The sequence below is a fragment of the Pandoraea vervacti genome (assembly GCF_000934605.2).
Classification (GTDB): Bacteria; Pseudomonadota; Gammaproteobacteria; order Burkholderiales; family Burkholderiaceae; genus Pandoraea; species Pandoraea vervacti.
Map to the genome: position 1 here is coordinate 2,738,239 of NZ_CP010897.2, position 17,290 is coordinate 2,755,528.

Sequence of the window (17,290 nt, forward strand, 5' to 3'; positions counted from 1 at the left end):
CGTCGTCCGGTATGTCGCGCGTGAGCGTCACGCCATCGACGCCCCAATGATCGGCATATTCTTCACGCGGATCGCACACGCTCACGTGGTAGTCGAGACCGGTGGCGAACTGGCAAAAGAAGCGCGAGCGCTGCCCTGCCCCGATCACGAGCAGCCGGTAGCGAAGATGATGGCACATTCCACGATCTGAGCGAATTGAGCGCCCGCGCTTCCACACCGTTAAGCGGTCACCGCAAAGATCATCGATTTGGAGGATTGCGAAAAGTACCCCGCCACAGTATAAGGATGCAAAAGCATATATCGGGGAATATGCATGAAGGCCAAAACGACGCACTTCCGTTGTTTGATGACCAGACTCGCGCTTTTATTGGTGCTCACCGCCACGGGGTGCACCACCCCGCATCCATTCAAGATTCTTGCTTCCGATGAAGGCGCAACAGCGTCGCGCATCGAGGTACTTCCCCCGACGACCTTCGCGCAGAGGGATGGACGGCTCTCTACGATCTACATCCCGGCAAACCAAGCGGCGACCTGCATGCCCGAGGCGAGCTTCGGGCAGATTCAGGCACAGCCGGTGTCGATGCTGCGGGATGGCAAGAGTGTCTTCGGAATCCGATTCACTGCGCCGGCCTCGACATTTCGAGACCGCGACCGACTGGAGGCGGCACTCGCGGACTGGTGGGATCGCGACATCGATTTTCGCGCCTGCTACGCGATGCCTGCGGCGGAGCGCGCGAGCCTGATCAGGACGGTGCTGCAACAACGACCGCTGACACCGACGGCGCAGCTCGACGAGGTCTTCTATATTCCTTCGCGCGACACCACGAATCTGCGCACCGTGCTCTTGCGGCCTGGCATGCAGGTTTGTGCAAACGATGCCGTCGCCGGCGACAACACAACCGGCGATTGGAAAACAAAGGGAGCGGTGTGCACCTGGGTCGCCGACGATTCGCATGGCGGCGTCACGCTCGACGCGACCGCGTCCCACTTCGGCCCCCTGCACAATACCGCGTTCGAGTACGGCAACATCTACCGCATCAGCGCCTGGGCCGAGTTCTCTGTGCCAGCGCGGGATTCGCTTGTCCTGCTGGCGGTCTATCCGCGAGACTTGCCGATGTATGCACAGAGTGAAGAACCCGACCCCACGACGATTCCGCTCCTCGTTGGCCTGAAAATCCCCCCTGCCCCGGAGATCTGGTCGGCGTTTCGTCCCCCGCCGGAGCCACCGCCCGACACGCCTGAAGTTCGCCTGTCGACGCTGTGCAGCCGCCACGACGTTGTCTGCTATCGATTCGGCGAGCGCGGCGTATTCTCCACGTCCTTCACCGTCTTTCTCAATGGCGCGCCGAATGTCGTTGCCGTTGGAACGACACTGGCTGACGCCCTCGCCATGCTAGCGCCGGACCTGACGACGCGTCCTTTCGCCTCGGCATCGAGCATCGTTCAGTCCGAAGACCCGGCCGCACGCGAGCGTCTGTCGCGTGCGCTCGGTCGCTTGAAAATGTCGCGGGTCTTCGACGCAGGGCTTACCCCTGTCGATGTATCGAATGCCGGAATTAACGCGTTAGCCATCCCCCTTCTCCCGGGAGATCGTCTGCAATGGTGACTTACCTCCGGGCGGGACAAAGCCGCCTCTATCTCCCCGTCGACTTTGCCTCCAACCTTGCCGGCGCAAGAATTGCATTCCTCGCGCGCTCTGGAAGTGCGCTTCCCAATTCGATAGATCCGGTTGCCCATCTGAGTCAGGGCACGCTCTGCCTGTTTCCCATGCTTCCTGTCGGTATCGCGGCGGATTTCCCAATGCGAGCGGCCAGCGCGATCGATGCCCTCGGCGCAGATGACCCGGACACGATTGCACTGGCCATGTTTTCCGCTCGCGGAGAACTACGACGCAACGAGGTCATCCGTACGTCGTCGGCGGGGCGCATTACCCAAGCGGTCGAATTGAAACTCGGCGTCGACCGGGGTGAACTGGCGGGCAACGGACGTTGGACGTCCTATATCACGGGCGGCGCCACCTTCCTGGGCGATGGCGACGCGGTTGTCATCAGTTTTGCAACGCCCAGCGCGCGACTGGGATTGACGCTGGGTGGCAGTGACGGTGTGGTGCCGTTGGCGAACGACGATCGAAACTATCGCCTCGATCTCAGCGGCGCGCAGCGAGGCGTGTTTCGTTTCCATCTCGACGTCGACCCGGCAGCGTGCAACAAGCTCGGCATCGGCATGCGCTATTTCGAGCCCACCAACCTGCCGCCGCCCAAGGCCAATATCGTCGCGCACACTTACCCGCTCTATGCGCTGGATGGTGTGCAGCGATTCGAGTTCGCGCTGGATCTGGCCGCGCCCTACGAGGAGGAAGTGGGCGGTGCAGGCGTTGTCCTGCCGCGCAGCATGGTCTATCCGCCTGCTGCGCCTCTGAAAACCCACCTGCATGCAATTCATGGTCAGCCCGTGAGCATCGCGCGCGCAGCAAATGCGCCGCACGTGGGATTTCGACTCGTTAAGTCACCGAAGGTGTTGTCGCTATCGACCGGGGTGTTGGCCGAACTTGATCATGCACTGACCCCGCACGGTCCGTTTCGCGTGACAGTCGGTACCGCCGCTGCATTCCGGCTCGGATTGGGCCTGTCGAACATGGAGTCGCTGCACATCGACTCGGCGAACGGCGATTTACTCCAATTTGAACTCGGGCCTGCGCTGATTACCGGGGCGAATGCCGTGGCGGCTGCTGCGGGCGAGGAGTTGCAGGCGGTCAACGGTCAGTGCCGCACCGCGTGGGTTCGTTACCAGGCCGGGCGCGCCGGCACCCGGGCGCTCTCGCTGGATCCGGAGGGGATGCCTGGCTACGTTGGCCCTGTCACCGGGGCGATGCAGTTCAAGGCCACGCGGCTGTCCCCACCCGACATCGCTTTTCCGATGGTCGGCCTTTTGGGTTTGACGACACCGGCGGCTTCCTCGCCTGCCGCCAGATTGCAGGTGGAGCGTAACGTTCTCGCGCGAGTGCGCCGGGAAAAGCTGGGCGGCGCGAGCTCGCTTCCCGCAATGACCTGGATGGCAGGCGACCCGCAGGAAGCCCGAACGCCCCAGGGCTATCTCGCCGAGCGGCCCTCGGATGGTGCTCCGTGGTCGAGAATCATCTTTGGCCAGACAGCTCGACAGGACAGCGGGACACCTGCCACTCACGCGGCAGCGTTCGGCATTTCCGCGACGACCGTCGATGCGAAATTGCAGTTGGCGACGGTACTGGCCGGCAACCGTCTGTTCCTCGTGACCCGCAAGGCGCAACTGGTTGCGTTGGGATTCGATTCGACGCTGCTGAGCGAACTTGTCATGGCCGGCTGGGGCGCCACGCTCGGCGACGACGCAATCGTCATCATCAAGTACGACGACCGCGCCATCTCCGACATTTACGCCGATCAACGGAACTGGACTGCGGCTGCGAAGTTTTGCCCGCCGCCGCTGGCTGCCCGGGCAACCGCGAAACTCGAAGCGGCGCTCGTCAGCGACAGCGATTATCTGACGCCGCTTCAGCAACGCTTGAAGAACCCAAACTGGAACGGTGTTCTCGTTCTGGACGCGACACTCTCGACAGCCGGTCTACCCGAGCAGTTGGCGGCCATCGCGCCCGGACTTCCGGGCAGTGTCAACGTCCACCATCTCGGCATCGATCTATCGGCTATCGACCCGTTCGCCGCGACTAACGGCCGCTGGCCGACGGCCATGTTCGGGCTCGTGAACTACGACGGATCCAACGGGCAATGGGCGGGAGCAGACAACGAAGACCCGGTATTTTCGATGCGGGTCTCGAAGCTCGTCCTTCGTGTGGAGAACGACACGGTGGATCGCTTCGAGTGCACGGTGCAACTGAAGATCCTGCAGATGTTTGGCGTTGCGGCAGAACGTGCAGCGAATGGCGAGCCCAAGATTCTCAATCTGGTCGGCACCTACGAAGCGCGCGTCAACGAAGCGCGCGTCAACGAGGCGGGCGTGAGGCAGGATCGCTACAGCTTTGCGGCCAGCGCCGTCGACGGTGCGCTATTCAAGTTGACCTTTGCCGACCCCTCCATCGTCGCCAGTGTGCAGATCGATCGCGTCTCGTTGCTCACTGTGCTCGAAGGGGGTGTCAGACAAGGGCGTTATGTTCTCGATGGGAACATCGACTTGCGTCAGATCGGAGAGTTTGATTTGCTGGGCGTCGATGGCCTCGCTTTCAACGGATTTGGGATTCAGTTCAATCTCCTGCCGTTCGGCGCCATACATTTCGACTACCCGTCGTTGCGGTTCGATCTGGAGGGCTTCAACCGCGGGGCGATCAAGCGCCGGGCCGGGTCGTTGCTGAACAAATTCCCGCTCAAGCTACGGGGCTTCAGGTTTGGCGACTTCAATCTGGCGAAACTCGGCTTCTTCTCGCTCGGCGGCATCAAGTTACCGACCGACAAATACGAGCCGTCTGCCGACTTTCAGTTCGGATTCGACTTCGATCTGGATCTCGGGTCGCTGGGAGCACTCGCCAAGAAGCTCGACCGTTTCAAGTTGCAACTGGTTATCGGATGGAAACCGCATTGGCCGTCCGGATCGCCGAACCTGAGGAACTTTTTCGCGATTGGTTTCAGGCTCGATCTCGGGGAAGGCGCCGGCGGAATCGACCTTGGTCTCGAAGGTGTGTTGCGTCTCACCGCGGAGAAATTCAACCTCAAGCGTGTCAGCAAGGATCCTGCGAAGCCCGATGAAAAAGACGTCTTCATTTTGTCGGCGGATGACTGCGTACTTCAGGTCCTGGGGCAACGATTGCCGAAGCAGCCTGACCAGCGATTCACGCTTTTCTTGTTCTGCGATCTAGGTCAGAGCGCAGGTGCGTTTGCGCGTCCCGGCTGGTTCGCGAGCTTCGAGGACAAGAATCCCGAATCCCCTGTCGCACTCAATCGACTGACGATGGCCCAACGCGTCAACGTCCATTTCGACGAATTGGAAAGCGCGAACGGGGCTGTCGAGTGGCTCGGTAACCAACTGTCATTTGGCCGTAACGACACGGATCGGTTCGTCAAGTTCGCCAGCGAGAGTGGCGTACTGACCTACGCACCGTCGCGAGAGTGGTTCATTGCGGGCGAAGGCACGTTCTTTGATATCGCGCAACTGGCGCTGGTGCTTCGTGACCCGGATCTCTACGGCGCCTACATCGGGCTTTTGAACACTGACCCGAAGGCCCTGCCGTTGATGTCGCTCGATTTGCTTTACGAGAAGATGGCGGACGGCGTCGGACGATACGTGGGGGAGGTACTGCCGCCGGATTTTCTTCGCAGGTTCGACGCTGGCGCGGTCTCGGTTTCGCTCGGTGTCATTCATGCCGAGCTGTATACCAACGGCGGGTTCCTGGTGGATCTGGGCATGCCAAAGGACATGGACTATCGCCGTTCGTTCGTGGTGCAAGGCGGCCCCTTCATCGGCAAGGGCGGCGTCTTCATCGGTTACGTTCCCCGGGAAGCCGTCCCCGCGTTGAAATTTGACGACGTCGGCCATGTTTTCAGGGCCGGTATCGCACTCAGAATCGGGTTGGGTCGGGAGTTCGAACGCGGCCCGATCCGGGCCGGCCTGAGTGTCTCGGTCTTCGGTCGTGTCGAAGGCGCCATTGCACGGTTCAAAAGTCAATCGGGTTACGCCATCGCGCTGTATGGAGAGGTCGGTATCATCGCCGAGATCGAAGGCGTGGTCGATCTTAGGCTGATCCGTGCGCGGTTGCTGATCCGCCTTTGGGTGGCCTCGGGCATCGCACTCGTTACCGGGGAACCGGTGCGGCTGTTCTGTGAAGCTGGTGTGCAAGTGAGCGTCGAAGTCGTCATCGGCAAGATTCGTGTATTCGGACGCACCATCAAGATTTCGGTACGACTGAGCTACCGGACGCGACTGCGTTTCGAATGGGAGCTCCCCGCAAGAGTGCCGGCCCAGGGGCTACTGAAAGCCCATGCGCCGCGGCTCGCAGATCCTCCCACGTGGGCGCCGCCGAGTATCGGCAAGCTCGATGTGACACCGACACCGTTCCGCTTGCGCCTTGCATTCGATGCGATTCGCGCGCAAATCGATGGCGCACCCGTAGGGCGTGCCGTCCCTTCGTTCCTTTGGATAGCCGACGACGGGCTGAATGCTGGCCAGCAGCCCTTTGAAGTCATCGGCCGTGCGCTCGTCGGCTGGGCTGCCATGCAACTTGCGCCTGACGCAGCCAGCGCTAACCAGATCGTCTTCTGCAACTCCGAGCTGGATGCGTCGGCGCTTGGGTTCGTAAAACTCCGGGCGCAGTTGCAAAGTCTTGGCGACATCGACCCGGATTTGCTTCAGACATTGTTCGCGAGCGTGTTTTCGGGATCTCGTCTGGATATGGTCAGCGACGGCGCGAGCGTCGAGGCGTACGCGTTTCCGGCGCCGCCGGGGCTGGTGCTCGACGTTGGCGGCACGTCTGTCGACCTGGACACCCTCGGAGCGCTCAATGACAGTGAGGTATCGAACCTGGTCGACCATCTCGACAATCAATTCGCCGAGATCGAGCGCCGCCCTGCTCGCTTGTTGGCGGCGTCCGGCAAGCCGTTGTCGCTCACCACGCGGCTGTTTCGAGAATGGTGTCAGTTGCTTGCGCTCACGGTTGTCGAGGCCATGGAGTCGGCGTTCGACCCTCACACGAGCAAGGCCACCCACCTCTCGCTCGGAGAGCTCTGGAACAGCATCGAGCGTCATTGGCCGGATATCGCGGGACGCACGGGACGTCTCTTCTACAGCGGTGTGCGCGCGCTGGGGGCGTCAGGATATGCACCGCTTCTGGAGCAGGCCGGCTGGTTCCTCGATGTTGCGCCGAAGGGCATGTCCGATGTACGCATCGTCGGCACGGGCGCATCGACCTGGCTCATTCCGGACCAGGCGCGCTTGCCGCTCGACGGCGAGCGCATCGCGCTCTTTGGCACGCTGCTGCCGAGGATAGACGCACAGACGGATCTGCATGTGCCGTCGATCCGCTGGCTACCCCGTGCCTTTGTGCAAGGCCCCCACGTGCGTGTTGCCGATCGCGAGGACAGCCCAACGCGGAGTTTGCTTGTCGAGTTAAGTGCGGATTTGCGCGCGCAACTCGATCATCCGGCATCCCCGGAATTCCCTGCCGAACTTCTCTTCTTTGCGCGACAATCGGCAACTGTCGACCAGTCCGAAATTGTCGAGCAGCCGCTGGCAACGCCACTGCGTACGCTCGTTTTCGACATGGCGATCGAGCGCGTGCCGGTGCAAAACGGCCCCGCCAGCGCAATGCAAGACCGCTCAGTCGACGCGGTAAAGTACCTGCCCGATTGCTTCCAGGTCGCTGGGACCAGCGAGCTCGAGCGACGAGGATTGGATGCACTGTTATCGGGGGATGCCACCGCCCTCACTCAACGTCTGAATGGTTCGACCTTACGGATCGGTTGGAAAGCCACCGACGCCAGTGGCAACACGACGTTTGTTCGCCCCGATCTGATTGCGGAGGACGTATCGCTTGCGCGAGCCACCGTCTCTGTCGAGCGTCGCCCTTTTCCCGATAGACAGGGACTTGCCCTCGCAGCCCCATCGGACGACGAGTCGTTTTACGCAACACTCGCCAATACTGATCGTCTGCGATTTCTATCAATTCTGCAGCGCGCTGCGTCGGTAAACAGTGGCGGAACGTACTTGATCTTGCCCGCGTCGGTCGCCCTGGCGCTAAGCAAGCGATTTGAAGCGCTCACGCAGATTCAGCTCACGTTTTTCTTGCAGTACGCCCCGGGGGCATCGTTACCTCATGCGGCGATCAATGCCGTGAGCATTGAAAACGCCGCCGATATCGCGACCGTCGCGGCGCCGGCGGCAAAGCCGCGCGTCGTCGTTGCGAAGCTCGCAGACGCGGCCGCCGCAACGCAGCTTGCCCCCCGATTGCCCGGTCTGGTGGAGGCCGTCGCCCTGCGACCCCCGGGCACCGAGATGGTTCGTGTCTGGCGAAGCCCACCCGACGCGCAAGAGTCGACGGTGCTCGAACAGCGCATGTCAGCGCATCTTGGCAGCCAGTTCGACATGCTGGAGTTCCAGGTGGAAGACGATGCCGGTAGGGTTCTCATCAAGTTTGACGAGTCATTGCCCCTAGGGTCGGAGCGTGCGGTCCCGAGCGACGGCCCCGAACAATTGAAATCCTGGCTGGCGGAAGAGGCGACCCGTGCCGGCTACGCCGCATCGAGCTTGCGTTACGACCTCTTGCTCCCGTTGGCGCGTCTGGCAGAAGCTGCGGGAAAGGGTATTGGCCCATACGCCGGCGTAGGCCGAAACTTCGTCGTCAAGCTCGGCTGGCGAGACATTTACGGGAATCGGCTGGGTGCATGGGGAAAACCCGAGATCGTTCGGTTGACGTATCACGATCCGCTCACGGCGCTCGACGCCTGGCCCGGTATTTGCGCGACATACCAACCTGGGGCCGCGGGCACCAACTCGCTGGAGATGACGTTTGCCCCCGACAATGCTTATGCCCCCGGCCAGAGCGCGTCGCAACTCGCAACGACGGGCCTGCGGCGCGTTGCCGACCAGCTTGGCGGCCCGGGCGTGGATGTCACCGTCGCTTCCGGGTTGGGCGCTGTAGCGAACGCCAAATTGCCCGTTGCGGATTTGGCTTCTTACCTGCGAGGAGTCGCGGCCTATCTCGATGGCGCAGGCAAGTTGCCCGGGCCGTTCACATACGTCGTGCATATCCCCAAGCTTGGCGATCAGCCGTACAACCCGCTCAATGTGACATTGACCGTCACGCGCGATTCCGCACTCGTCGCCAATGACGCCGCGCCCGGTGTGCAGCAGATCGCATGTCAGATGAAGTCGACGCTAAACGATCAGTCGTTCGCCGCCGCGTTTCAAAATGCGTTCACGCCTAAGGGGAGCGCGGCACTTGTCTGGGCCGCCGTGGGGACTACCGACGATGGTCGGACTGGCTGGTGGTCGGTCGATGCACGCGTCATCCCGACGCGCAGCGCAGACAAGGCACGTTGCTTCGCCCCGCGGCCGCTCGCATTGTCTCCAATGAGCGTGGAGGTAACTGCACCGCTATTGGACCCCAGCGGCGTTTTCGCCAAGCTCGACGAACGTAACGTCACCATCCGAGCCCATGATCGCGACAGCGACGAGATGCTTTCGCTGTTCCTCACGAAGATCGACGAGTTTCTTTCCCCGCTGAACGCTCCGATGACGGCACGCGTGCCGGCAAGTTCGGCACTCGGAAGACCATTCGACCGTGTGGCTAAGGCCAAGCTGACGCTTCTCGGCCGTTTGGCCGATGCCTCGGACTCGCTGCTCATGGGGGAGCATGTGGTAGGCCTGCGCGAGAGGGATGACGACCCGCTCGCACGTGGCGAAGCGCTCACGATGCTTCGTGAAGCGTGTGCCGCGGATCTTCAACGGTATGGATCCGTCGGGTCCGTGTTGGTGCAATCGCTCGGCTCTGCTATGCCGTCGGGCTGGTTTGCCGACGGTTCGAGCCCGAAGCTCTACGGGCAAGTCACCTTCGGCAACGCCGCAGGAACCCTCAAGGGCTTTCGTGCGCTTACGCGCGGCATCGACTTGCACAACGGGCGTATGGATCTGGCCATGGCGATCCTGCCTGATTCGCCGGACGCCAAGGTCGTACTTAGCGCCGCGGGCCCCGTTTCCTATCGGATTACGCACGTCGAACGAGTGGTCGAAGGGGGCGGCGCGCCGGGCAAGCTTGCAACCTCGCGCTGGTTGAGCATTGTTCCGGTAAAAAATGGCGCCGACGCGAACCGCCCGAGCCTGCCCGTCGTTGACATCGCGCGTGCGGGCCATACAGGCGATACAGGCGATACCGGTGACACGCTCGAAGCACCGACGCCGACTCGCAGCAATCCCAAGCCGCCTGTGCTTTGGGCGCCAACGGTGGCGTACTCAGGCGGCGCGACGTCAACAAGCTACCAGGAAGCGGTGGCGATGGCTCGCCGCTGGCGATACGGATTCGATCTCCAGGCCGAGTTTCGGCGCAACGATCAGTTTTGCGCACGGATGATTTACAACGCGCCGCTCGGTGCGCAGGCGATCGCCACGCAGACACCGGCACAACCGGTATTCCCCGGGTTGCTGGAGCGACTTGTCGGTTTCGAAGCCCGAATCGCACCCTACTGGCCCGTGATCGCCGCCGAGAGCGCTCGACGTGTCGCGCGAGCCGGCACGGCAGCCGATCAAAGCCGGTTCAACAACGCCTGCGAGCGCTTTGCCGAAGCCGTCGAATGTGTCTTGTCGGCGTTTAGAACGACCAAGAACTTACGGGCATCGACGGACCTGCTGGAGGATCGCTTCATCATCAAGGACACGGCAACGGCGACAGGTCGAAAGACCGAGTTCAGCTACCATGATCACCTTCAAGATGACAACCCGCCCCCCACGCCGCATGCAGGCGACGGCAAACTGGATGTCCAGATATTCCAGATGCTGTCCGATCAGCCGCAAAAGGGCGTCAAGACGACACTGGGCCCTTTGAGCGCGGCGTTTGAGTTCAATCACACGGAAAGCGGCCCTATCCGGCGCAGGGTCGACATTGGTGGCCTGGACGCCGTGCGCTTGCAGAGTGTGTGGGTTGCAGGGTCCGTTCGCCGCAACGCCAACATCGATGACATCAAGCGCTGCTTCGTCTACCGCACGCCTGAGGTGTATCTGCAGCAAGTGGTTGTGCCAAACCTTGTCAATCGCGCATCGATTGCGTTGCCCGCGATTTCCAACGAGACGCTGGCTCAACGTCTGGAGCGCGCGCTTCGGCCCGTGTTTGAGGGGCAGCTCAAGGATTGCCCGGTGCAGATTCGCTTCGACTACGAGTCGGGGCGAATGGTCGATCTCGTCGATAGCGTGTTGACTCCTGGCATGCCCGACTTTCTTCCCGAGCCGGACCCGAAGATCCAGTTCGCCGGCGTAAAGGTTGGCGAGGGGGTCGGGGCATTAGGTGTGGGCGAGTTTTGCCTGGCCGCTTCACGTGCATTAGTCGACTGTTTCGCGTCGGAGCCGGTGGACGCAAGCGGGCGCCTTGTCGTCGCCGTGACCCTGCGTACGGTGGACGGGGCGGGTCAGCCGTTGCTGCGTCTTGGCCGGCTGCTCGTGCCGCTTGCCGGCGTGAGCGACAGACTGTGATGGCAACGCATCGTACTGACGCCTTCTGGACAACGACATGTTGACGCTTTGTGGCGCGTGGCTGTGGGGAGGCGTATTCGGTTGGTTGACCTCCGGCGTGCTGGTCAATGCGACGAACACGTTCTCCCGGCTATGGACATCGGTTGCCATCGTGGGCGCGTTGGGCACGGCAACGGCATATGTGGGAGCATTCGGCGGGATTGCGACAGCTGCCGGGGTTGGCATTGGCTTGGCGGGGCACAGGACTTGGCAGGCGTGGATTATCGATAAGTGCACAGGGAGAGAGCATGGATAAGGTCGGCAGTTTGGCGCTACTGGGAGCCGGCGGTTTCGGCGCGATCATCGGATGGTTCGTCTATTACGTGAATCGGTATCGCAAAAGCGAAATTCAGCTTGGCGATATCGTCACCCTGATCGGTGCCATTGGCGGGGCCGCGGTGATATCCCTCTTCGATCCAAAGACTGAACTCTTTGGTGCGTACGGCATTGGACTTTTCATCGGATTCTTCGGCTACTTTCTGCTTCTGAATGCGCTCGTGGCGCGTTCGCCGAATTTCAATGTGGACTTCTTTCTGGACGGACGGAGAAAGAAGCTGGCGGACGACGAGTACCTCCCCGGCGCGAACGAACCAGGCGGCAATCAGCATCCGATGGCACTCCCCGGCACTGCGGATCGACAAACGGTCGTCGTCATTCCGCCAAACGCCATCCAGTTGTCAGGTCTTCGCACGCCTGAGCTCGAAGGCGTTGCCGATATGCTGGCGCCCAACGTCACGAATATATGCAAGCAAGTGTGGGCGGCTAACAAGAGTGACTGCAATGCATTTGTTCGCGCGGTTGCCAGTCAATGCGGTGTGACGCTGACGGGAGACGCCAACAACATCATCCTGCAGATTCAAAAAGGCGGGTGGGAAAAGCTCGACGGCGGTGTCGCTGCGTCAAATGCCGCTGCGGCGGGGAAACTGGTCATTGGCGGCGTTAGCTCGAAGGATCTGGGCGACGGTCACGGGCACGTCGTCATCGTCGTGCCCGTGCCACCCAATGGCAAACTCGCGTATGACAAGTATCCGTATGCGTATTGGGGAAGCCTGAACGAAGCGATTCGCGATAATGGCGGAAAGGGAGTAACGCTGAATTACTCTTTCGATAGTGTCGCGCGAGACAAGGTGATTTACGCGGCTTATAAGCTGTAGCCAATGCAGAATTTCGGGATATTGAGGAAAAGACGTGAATGCGCAATATCCGTGAGGCCCGCGTCAGCACCCTGATCCGTCGACGGGGGCGGCAGGCCATGCGTGCCGTCCGTACGCGCGCGGCACGCGTTGTGATGGCGATGCTCCTTGGCGGCGCCGTTACCTTGCCTGCGGCCGCGCAAAGCGCACCGTCGACGACCGAGTCCGGATTCGGCATTCAGGCAGCGACGCAAGCGGAAGTCGTCGACGACTACGCCGCGACGCAGTATCCGATCGTGCTTGTGCACGGGTTGACGGGTTCCGATCGACTCGGCAACGTTATCGATTACTGGTACGGCATTCCCTCCGACCTCGAGCGACACGGCGCCACCGTGTATGTCGCCAATGTTCGGGCGTTCCAGTCCGATGACGGCCCGCACGGTCGCGGCGAGCAGTTGCTCGCCTACGTCAAGCGAGTGCTGGCCGTCACGGGAGCGACGAAGGTCAACCTGATCGGGCACAGCCAGGGCGGGCTGACCGCGCGATATGTCGCCGCCGTGGCGCCTCAACTGGTGGCATCCGTCACCACCGTCGGTACACCCCATCGCGGCGCGGAGTATGCCGATTTCGTGCAAAGTGCGCTTGCCATCGATCCCACCGGTGCGTCGCTCGCGATTGTCGGCCAGATCGCCAATCTGTTCGGTTTCTTGTCGAACACCGCCCACGACCCGCGTCAGGATGCGGTTCGCGCGCTGGCCACGCTGACGACAGCACAGGCCGCGCGCTTCAACGAGCGCTATCCGAGCGCGGGACTGTCGGCCCCCGGGACCTGCCTGCCCGGCGCACCCAGCGAAGACGTCGACGGTTTCACGCACCTGCTGTACTCATGGACGGGTTCCGCAATCCAGGAAAACGGAAGCCTCGGCGATTGGATACTTGCCAAAGACACGAGCGTGAAGCCGATCGTCGACCCGGCGCTGTATCTCGACCCGACCACGCTTGCGATGCAGCAAACCGGGGTCGTGACGCTCAACCGAGGGGGCGGCGCCAACGACGGTCTGGTGTCCGTTTGCAGCGCGATGTTCGGTCAGGTCATCAGTACCGCCTATCACTGGAATCACATTGACGAGATCAATCAGATGATGGGCGTGCTCGGCGCCTACGCAGAGGATCCCGTGGCGGCGTTTCGCACTCACGCCAATCGCCTCAAAAGGAGTGGGCTGTGACAGCACCCGGACGAAAATCAGGGCAACGACGCGGGTCGGGAAGACAGTGGGCCCGATGCAAAACGCCCCTGCTGGGCTTGGGTTTGACGTGTCTCGTCATGCTCGGCGGCTGCATTGCCCTTCCGTCGACGGCGCCCAACGGCGTCGAGGCCGACGCACCGCAGCGGCCGACGCCGTCGTCGCTGGTCGGTACCGCGGCGCCCCGCTTGCCCGTCGACACGAGCGGTCACCTCGCGCGGGTACGCTCGGTTCGGGACTTCTTCGATTACTGCTTGTTGGCCGAGATCGATTTCACGTCGGAAGGGCTCGATGACTTCATCGGTCGCCAGATCGCGCTGCAGGTCGCTGGCATGCCCGCGCAGGCGGAGGCGCTCGATGTGTGGCGACGTTATCGTGCTTACGATCTGGGCATTCGCAGCATCGAAGGACAGCGCGCGACCGAGCGCCGGTTCGATTCGGCGCAGCTCGCGCGCCTTCTGGTGCAGCGCAGAGCCATCGCGCGTCAGACATTGGGGGGATGGGCCGACATCTTCTTTGCGGATGATTTTGCGCGCGTGGAGCATGACATCGCGCAACTGCGAGCCCAACGCGACGCTTCGACAACCGACGTGCCATTGGCGAATGTCGATACCTTGCGCCAGGACGATCGGCACGCTCCCCGGCAGCGGCGCGAAGCGAACGGCGAGTTGATGGCGATGATCGAGACGCTGCAGGCGGACGGCAGTTCACCGGAGCAGATGCGCCAGGCCTTGCAGTCGAAGATGGGGGAAGCGGCCTTGGCGCGCGTACTGATTTTCGAGGCCGAGGAGACGGCATGGCAGATCAGGTACCGGGACTATTCAGTGCAGCGCAGGGCGATTGAGGCGTCCTCCCTGCCGAACGATCAAAAGATGGAGCAGATCTCCGCGCTGCGTCGACGCACGTTCACCGGACCAGGCGAAATCGCGCGAGCCGTGTCATTCGACGCCTACGCCAGCCCTTGATGCTCAAGGCGGCCCCCCTTGCCGTTGATCGAGACGCCGGCCATACCGGCCTATCGCTGACCGACCGCGCGGCCTCCGCCTTTGCAGCGCACTTCTCCCTCAAGTGAAGGATATCGACCGTCCCCTGCCTTCTGTATCCTCCCGAACAAACCGTCGAACAAAAGTCAAACAAATGGCTAGGGAGAAGATCGTGAATCACGGGCGACATGTCAGACGCAGCACGCTGGTCTGGTTCAGTATTGCCAGCGCGTTCGGCTTGCTGGGCGGCAATCAGGCGCACGCCGAAGGCTGGGTGACTGTCACCAACCAGAATTGCAAGGTCTGGTCGAACGACCCGGACAACACCGGTATTACGTGGACCGCAACGTGGACCGGCGCCTGCAAGAACGGTTTTGCCGATGGGCCGGGCGTCGAAGAGTGGTTCAAGAATGGCGTTTTCGACCAGCGTTTGAACGGGGAACTGAGCCACGGCAAACGCTCGGGCGTCGGGACATACACATGGGCCAGCGGCAATCGCTACGAAGGCCCGTTCGTCAACGACGAGCGCACGGGCAAGGGCAAATTCTCCTGGGCCAGCGGTGCGACCTACGAGGGTGATTTCGTCGCGGGCAAGCGCACCGGCAGGGGCATTTACGTCTGGCCCAACGGGGACCGGTACGAAGGCGATTTCGTCAACGACGAGCGCACCGGAAAGGGAAAATTACGCTGGGTTAGCGGCACGACCTACGAGGGTGATTTCATTGCGGGCAAACTGACTGGCAAGGGCATTTACGTCTGGCCCGACGGGAATCGGTACGAGGGCGACATGGTCGACGCAAAGCGCGAAGGCCAGGGCTATCTGCTCGAAGCCAACGGCAACAGTTACCGCGGCCAGTGGGCCGACAACATGGTCGATGGTCCCGGTGCCGTCACGTTTGCGGGCGACGGCTCCGTGCGCGCCGGTCAGTTCGTCAAGGGCAAGATATTCGACGGCACCGATACCCGCGCCGACGGGACACTCATCGCCACCTATTCCGGCGGCGTGCGGACAAGCGCCACGGATTCGTCCGACGACGGCCCCGGCGTGCTCTCGTTCGTCGCAGGGTTGTTGGGCGCGGCGGCGCAAGGCGTTGCCAGCGGAGGCGGACGCAACGCCGCCCAGTTCCAGGCCGTCGCCACGGCATTGCAGGCGACTTCGGGAGCCTCGTCTTCACCTTCACCTTCACCGTCAGCTTTGCCCGTGCCGGCATCCCCTTCAGCCAACTACAACGCCGGCACCGGCGGCAATGTCGCCAGCGCGGGACGCAAGACGATTGCGCCGCTCACCGGTTGCATCGAGCAAGTTCGGATTCCCCGGGGAGCCAAGGGGCATGGTGGGTGGTACGACGTTGAAACCGGTATCAAGAACACTTGTGGGTACGCGGTGATTGTCGCCTGGTGTGTCACCGGGGACAAAGGGCCGGGAGATACGGCGCGGTGCGAAACGAACTACTCCGGCTTCTATGGCCTGTCTCCGGGAGAGCAACATTCTTTGGGCTCAGACCGCTTCGGCACATTGCAAACGCTGATCTGCAAAGACCCGGCGCGCCCGCTGGACATTACGTGGAGCGGCACTCGCTTTACGGGACATTGCGTGCTTATTTGAGGTGCGTTACGGTGCTGAGCATGCCGGTCTGGCGTTTCGCCTGTCCGGTCCGCAACGAACGTCGCAAGCGGATCGGCCTGGGCGTTTCGTGAACCACGTCTGCGGATAACGCGCAGCCCGCTTCACCTCAGCGCTTCCGCCACCAGCTTGCGAAACCAGCGATGCCCCGGATCGTTATGAAATCGCGGATGCCAGAATTGCCGCACCGTCAGATCCGGCAGTGAGATCGGCAATGCGAACACATCGACGTTGGCCAACTTGCCGAACAGATCGGCCAACTCGTTCGGAATGACCGCCACAAAGTCGGAATTCGCCACGAGCCCGGGCACGGCGAGCAAGTACGGCACTTCCACCCCCACGTTCAGGCGCGTGCCGCGCTTGCGCAACTCCCCTGCAAGCAACTCGTTTGTCATCGCCAGCGTTGCGGCGACCACGTGTCGCGTCTTCATGAACGTCTCGGCGTCCATCGGCGCCCCGCCTGCCCGCCTGCGCGGCACCCTGCGACGAATCCCCACCAGTGAACGGGTGAACAGCCGCTGCTGGTGCAAATGCTCGCCCATCCGGTCGAGATACCCGATCGCGAGATCGGCCTCGCCGTCCTGCAATGTCGTGCCCAATTCGCTCGCGGGTACCTGAATAGGTCGCAGCGTTGCCATGGGCGCCTGTTCGGCAAGCGCTGCCAGTAATCGCGGCAGCAGCACGATCATGCCCATGTCGCTCAGGCAGACGGAGAACGTGCGACGTGTCTGCGTCGGCTCGAATGCCTGCGCGCCCAGTACGTCTTGCCGAATCAACAGTAGCGCACGCGCGACGCCTTCCGCCACGCGCTCACCCGTGGGCGTCGGCGCCATGACCGCCCCGGCGCGCACGAACAGATCGTCGCCGAAGCGGGTGCGTAACCGTCCCAGCGCATGGCTGACCGCCGGTTGCGTCAGCCCGAGCCGTTGCGCCGCGCGCGAGACGCTGCGCTCCGTCATCAACGCGTCCACGACGTAAAGAAAATTCAGATCGGGATATTCCATGTCTGCCTCCTCAGGGCGTCTGGGCGCCGTTGCGCCCGGGGCGTGCCCCCACGCCCATTCACACGCCACTATGCTGTCCGAGAGTATGCATTCGATTCATATTCAATAT

At 62.2% G+C, this 17,290-nt stretch carries 7 protein-coding genes and 1 pseudogene; 6 read left to right on the forward strand and 2 right to left on the reverse strand.

Annotated features, from left to right (window positions below; translation table 11 throughout):
* Position 1: 1 nt before the first annotated feature.
* Positions 2-172, reverse strand: a pseudogene (locus UC34_RS26230) (XdhC family protein); the annotation flags it as partial.
* 141 nt (positions 173-313) lie between these two features.
* Here UC34_RS26230 and UC34_RS12185 point away from each other — a divergent pair.
* The 6 genes from UC34_RS12185 to UC34_RS12215 all read left to right on the forward strand — a co-directional run bounded on the left by UC34_RS12185 (position 314) and on the right by UC34_RS12215 (position 16,159).
* Complete coding sequence (locus UC34_RS12185) at positions 314-1,606, forward strand: hypothetical protein (protein ID WP_044455755.1); 1,293 nt, start codon at positions 314-316, stop codon at positions 1,604-1,606.
* Positions 1,600-11,154: a hypothetical protein gene (locus tag UC34_RS12190; protein WP_157123173.1), complete on the forward strand. Its 9,555-nt coding sequence runs from the start codon at positions 1,600-1,602 to the stop codon at positions 11,152-11,154. The genes UC34_RS12185 and UC34_RS12190 overlap by 7 nt, the downstream gene beginning before the upstream one ends.
* 287 nt (positions 11,155-11,441) lie before the next feature.
* Positions 11,442-12,347: a hypothetical protein gene (locus UC34_RS25725; protein WP_218919572.1), complete on the forward strand. Its 906-nt coding sequence runs from the start codon at positions 11,442-11,444 to the stop codon at positions 12,345-12,347.
* A 98-nt stretch (positions 12,348-12,445) separates the two neighbouring features.
* The gene (locus UC34_RS12205) at positions 12,446-13,552 is read left to right on the forward strand and encodes an alpha/beta fold hydrolase (protein WP_472462594.1); all 1,107 of its coding nucleotides are present in this window, start codon (positions 12,446-12,448) and stop codon (positions 13,550-13,552) included.
* A 98-nt stretch (positions 13,553-13,650) separates the two neighbouring features.
* Positions 13,651-14,535, forward strand: coding sequence for a lipase secretion chaperone (locus UC34_RS12210; RefSeq protein ID WP_157123174.1), 885 nt, complete (start codon positions 13,651-13,653; stop codon positions 14,533-14,535).
* A 190-nt stretch (positions 14,536-14,725) separates the two neighbouring features.
* Complete coding sequence (locus UC34_RS12215; RefSeq protein WP_052811016.1) at positions 14,726-16,159, forward strand: MORN repeat-containing protein; 1,434 nt, start codon at positions 14,726-14,728, stop codon at positions 16,157-16,159.
* A gap of 122 nt (positions 16,160-16,281) precedes the next feature.
* Here UC34_RS12215 and UC34_RS12220 read toward each other — a convergent pair whose 3' ends face one another.
* Entirely contained in the window at positions 16,282-17,181 is a 900-nt protein-coding gene (locus tag UC34_RS12220) for a LysR family transcriptional regulator (RefSeq protein ID WP_044455758.1), read from the reverse strand.
* Positions 17,182-17,290: the final 109 nt, after the last annotated feature.

Coding starts and splice junctions, on each gene's coding strand:
- UC34_RS25725 (WP_218919572.1), top strand. CDS start 11,442: ATGGATAAGGTCGGCAGTTTGGCGCTACTGGGAGCCGGCGGTTTCGGC.
- UC34_RS12185 (WP_044455755.1), top strand. CDS start 314: ATGAAGGCCAAAACGACGCACTTCCGTTGTTTGATGACCAGACTCGCG.
- UC34_RS12210 (WP_157123174.1), top strand. CDS start 13,651: ATGCTCGGCGGCTGCATTGCCCTTCCGTCGACGGCGCCCAACGGCGTC.
- UC34_RS12190 (WP_157123173.1), top strand. CDS start 1,600: ATGGTGACTTACCTCCGGGCGGGACAAAGCCGCCTCTATCTCCCCGTC.
- UC34_RS12205 (WP_472462594.1), top strand. CDS start 12,446: ATGCGTGCCGTCCGTACGCGCGCGGCACGCGTTGTGATGGCGATGCTC.
- UC34_RS12220 (WP_044455758.1), bottom strand. CDS start 17,181: ATGGAATATCCCGATCTGAATTTTCTTTACGTCGTGGACGCGTTGATG.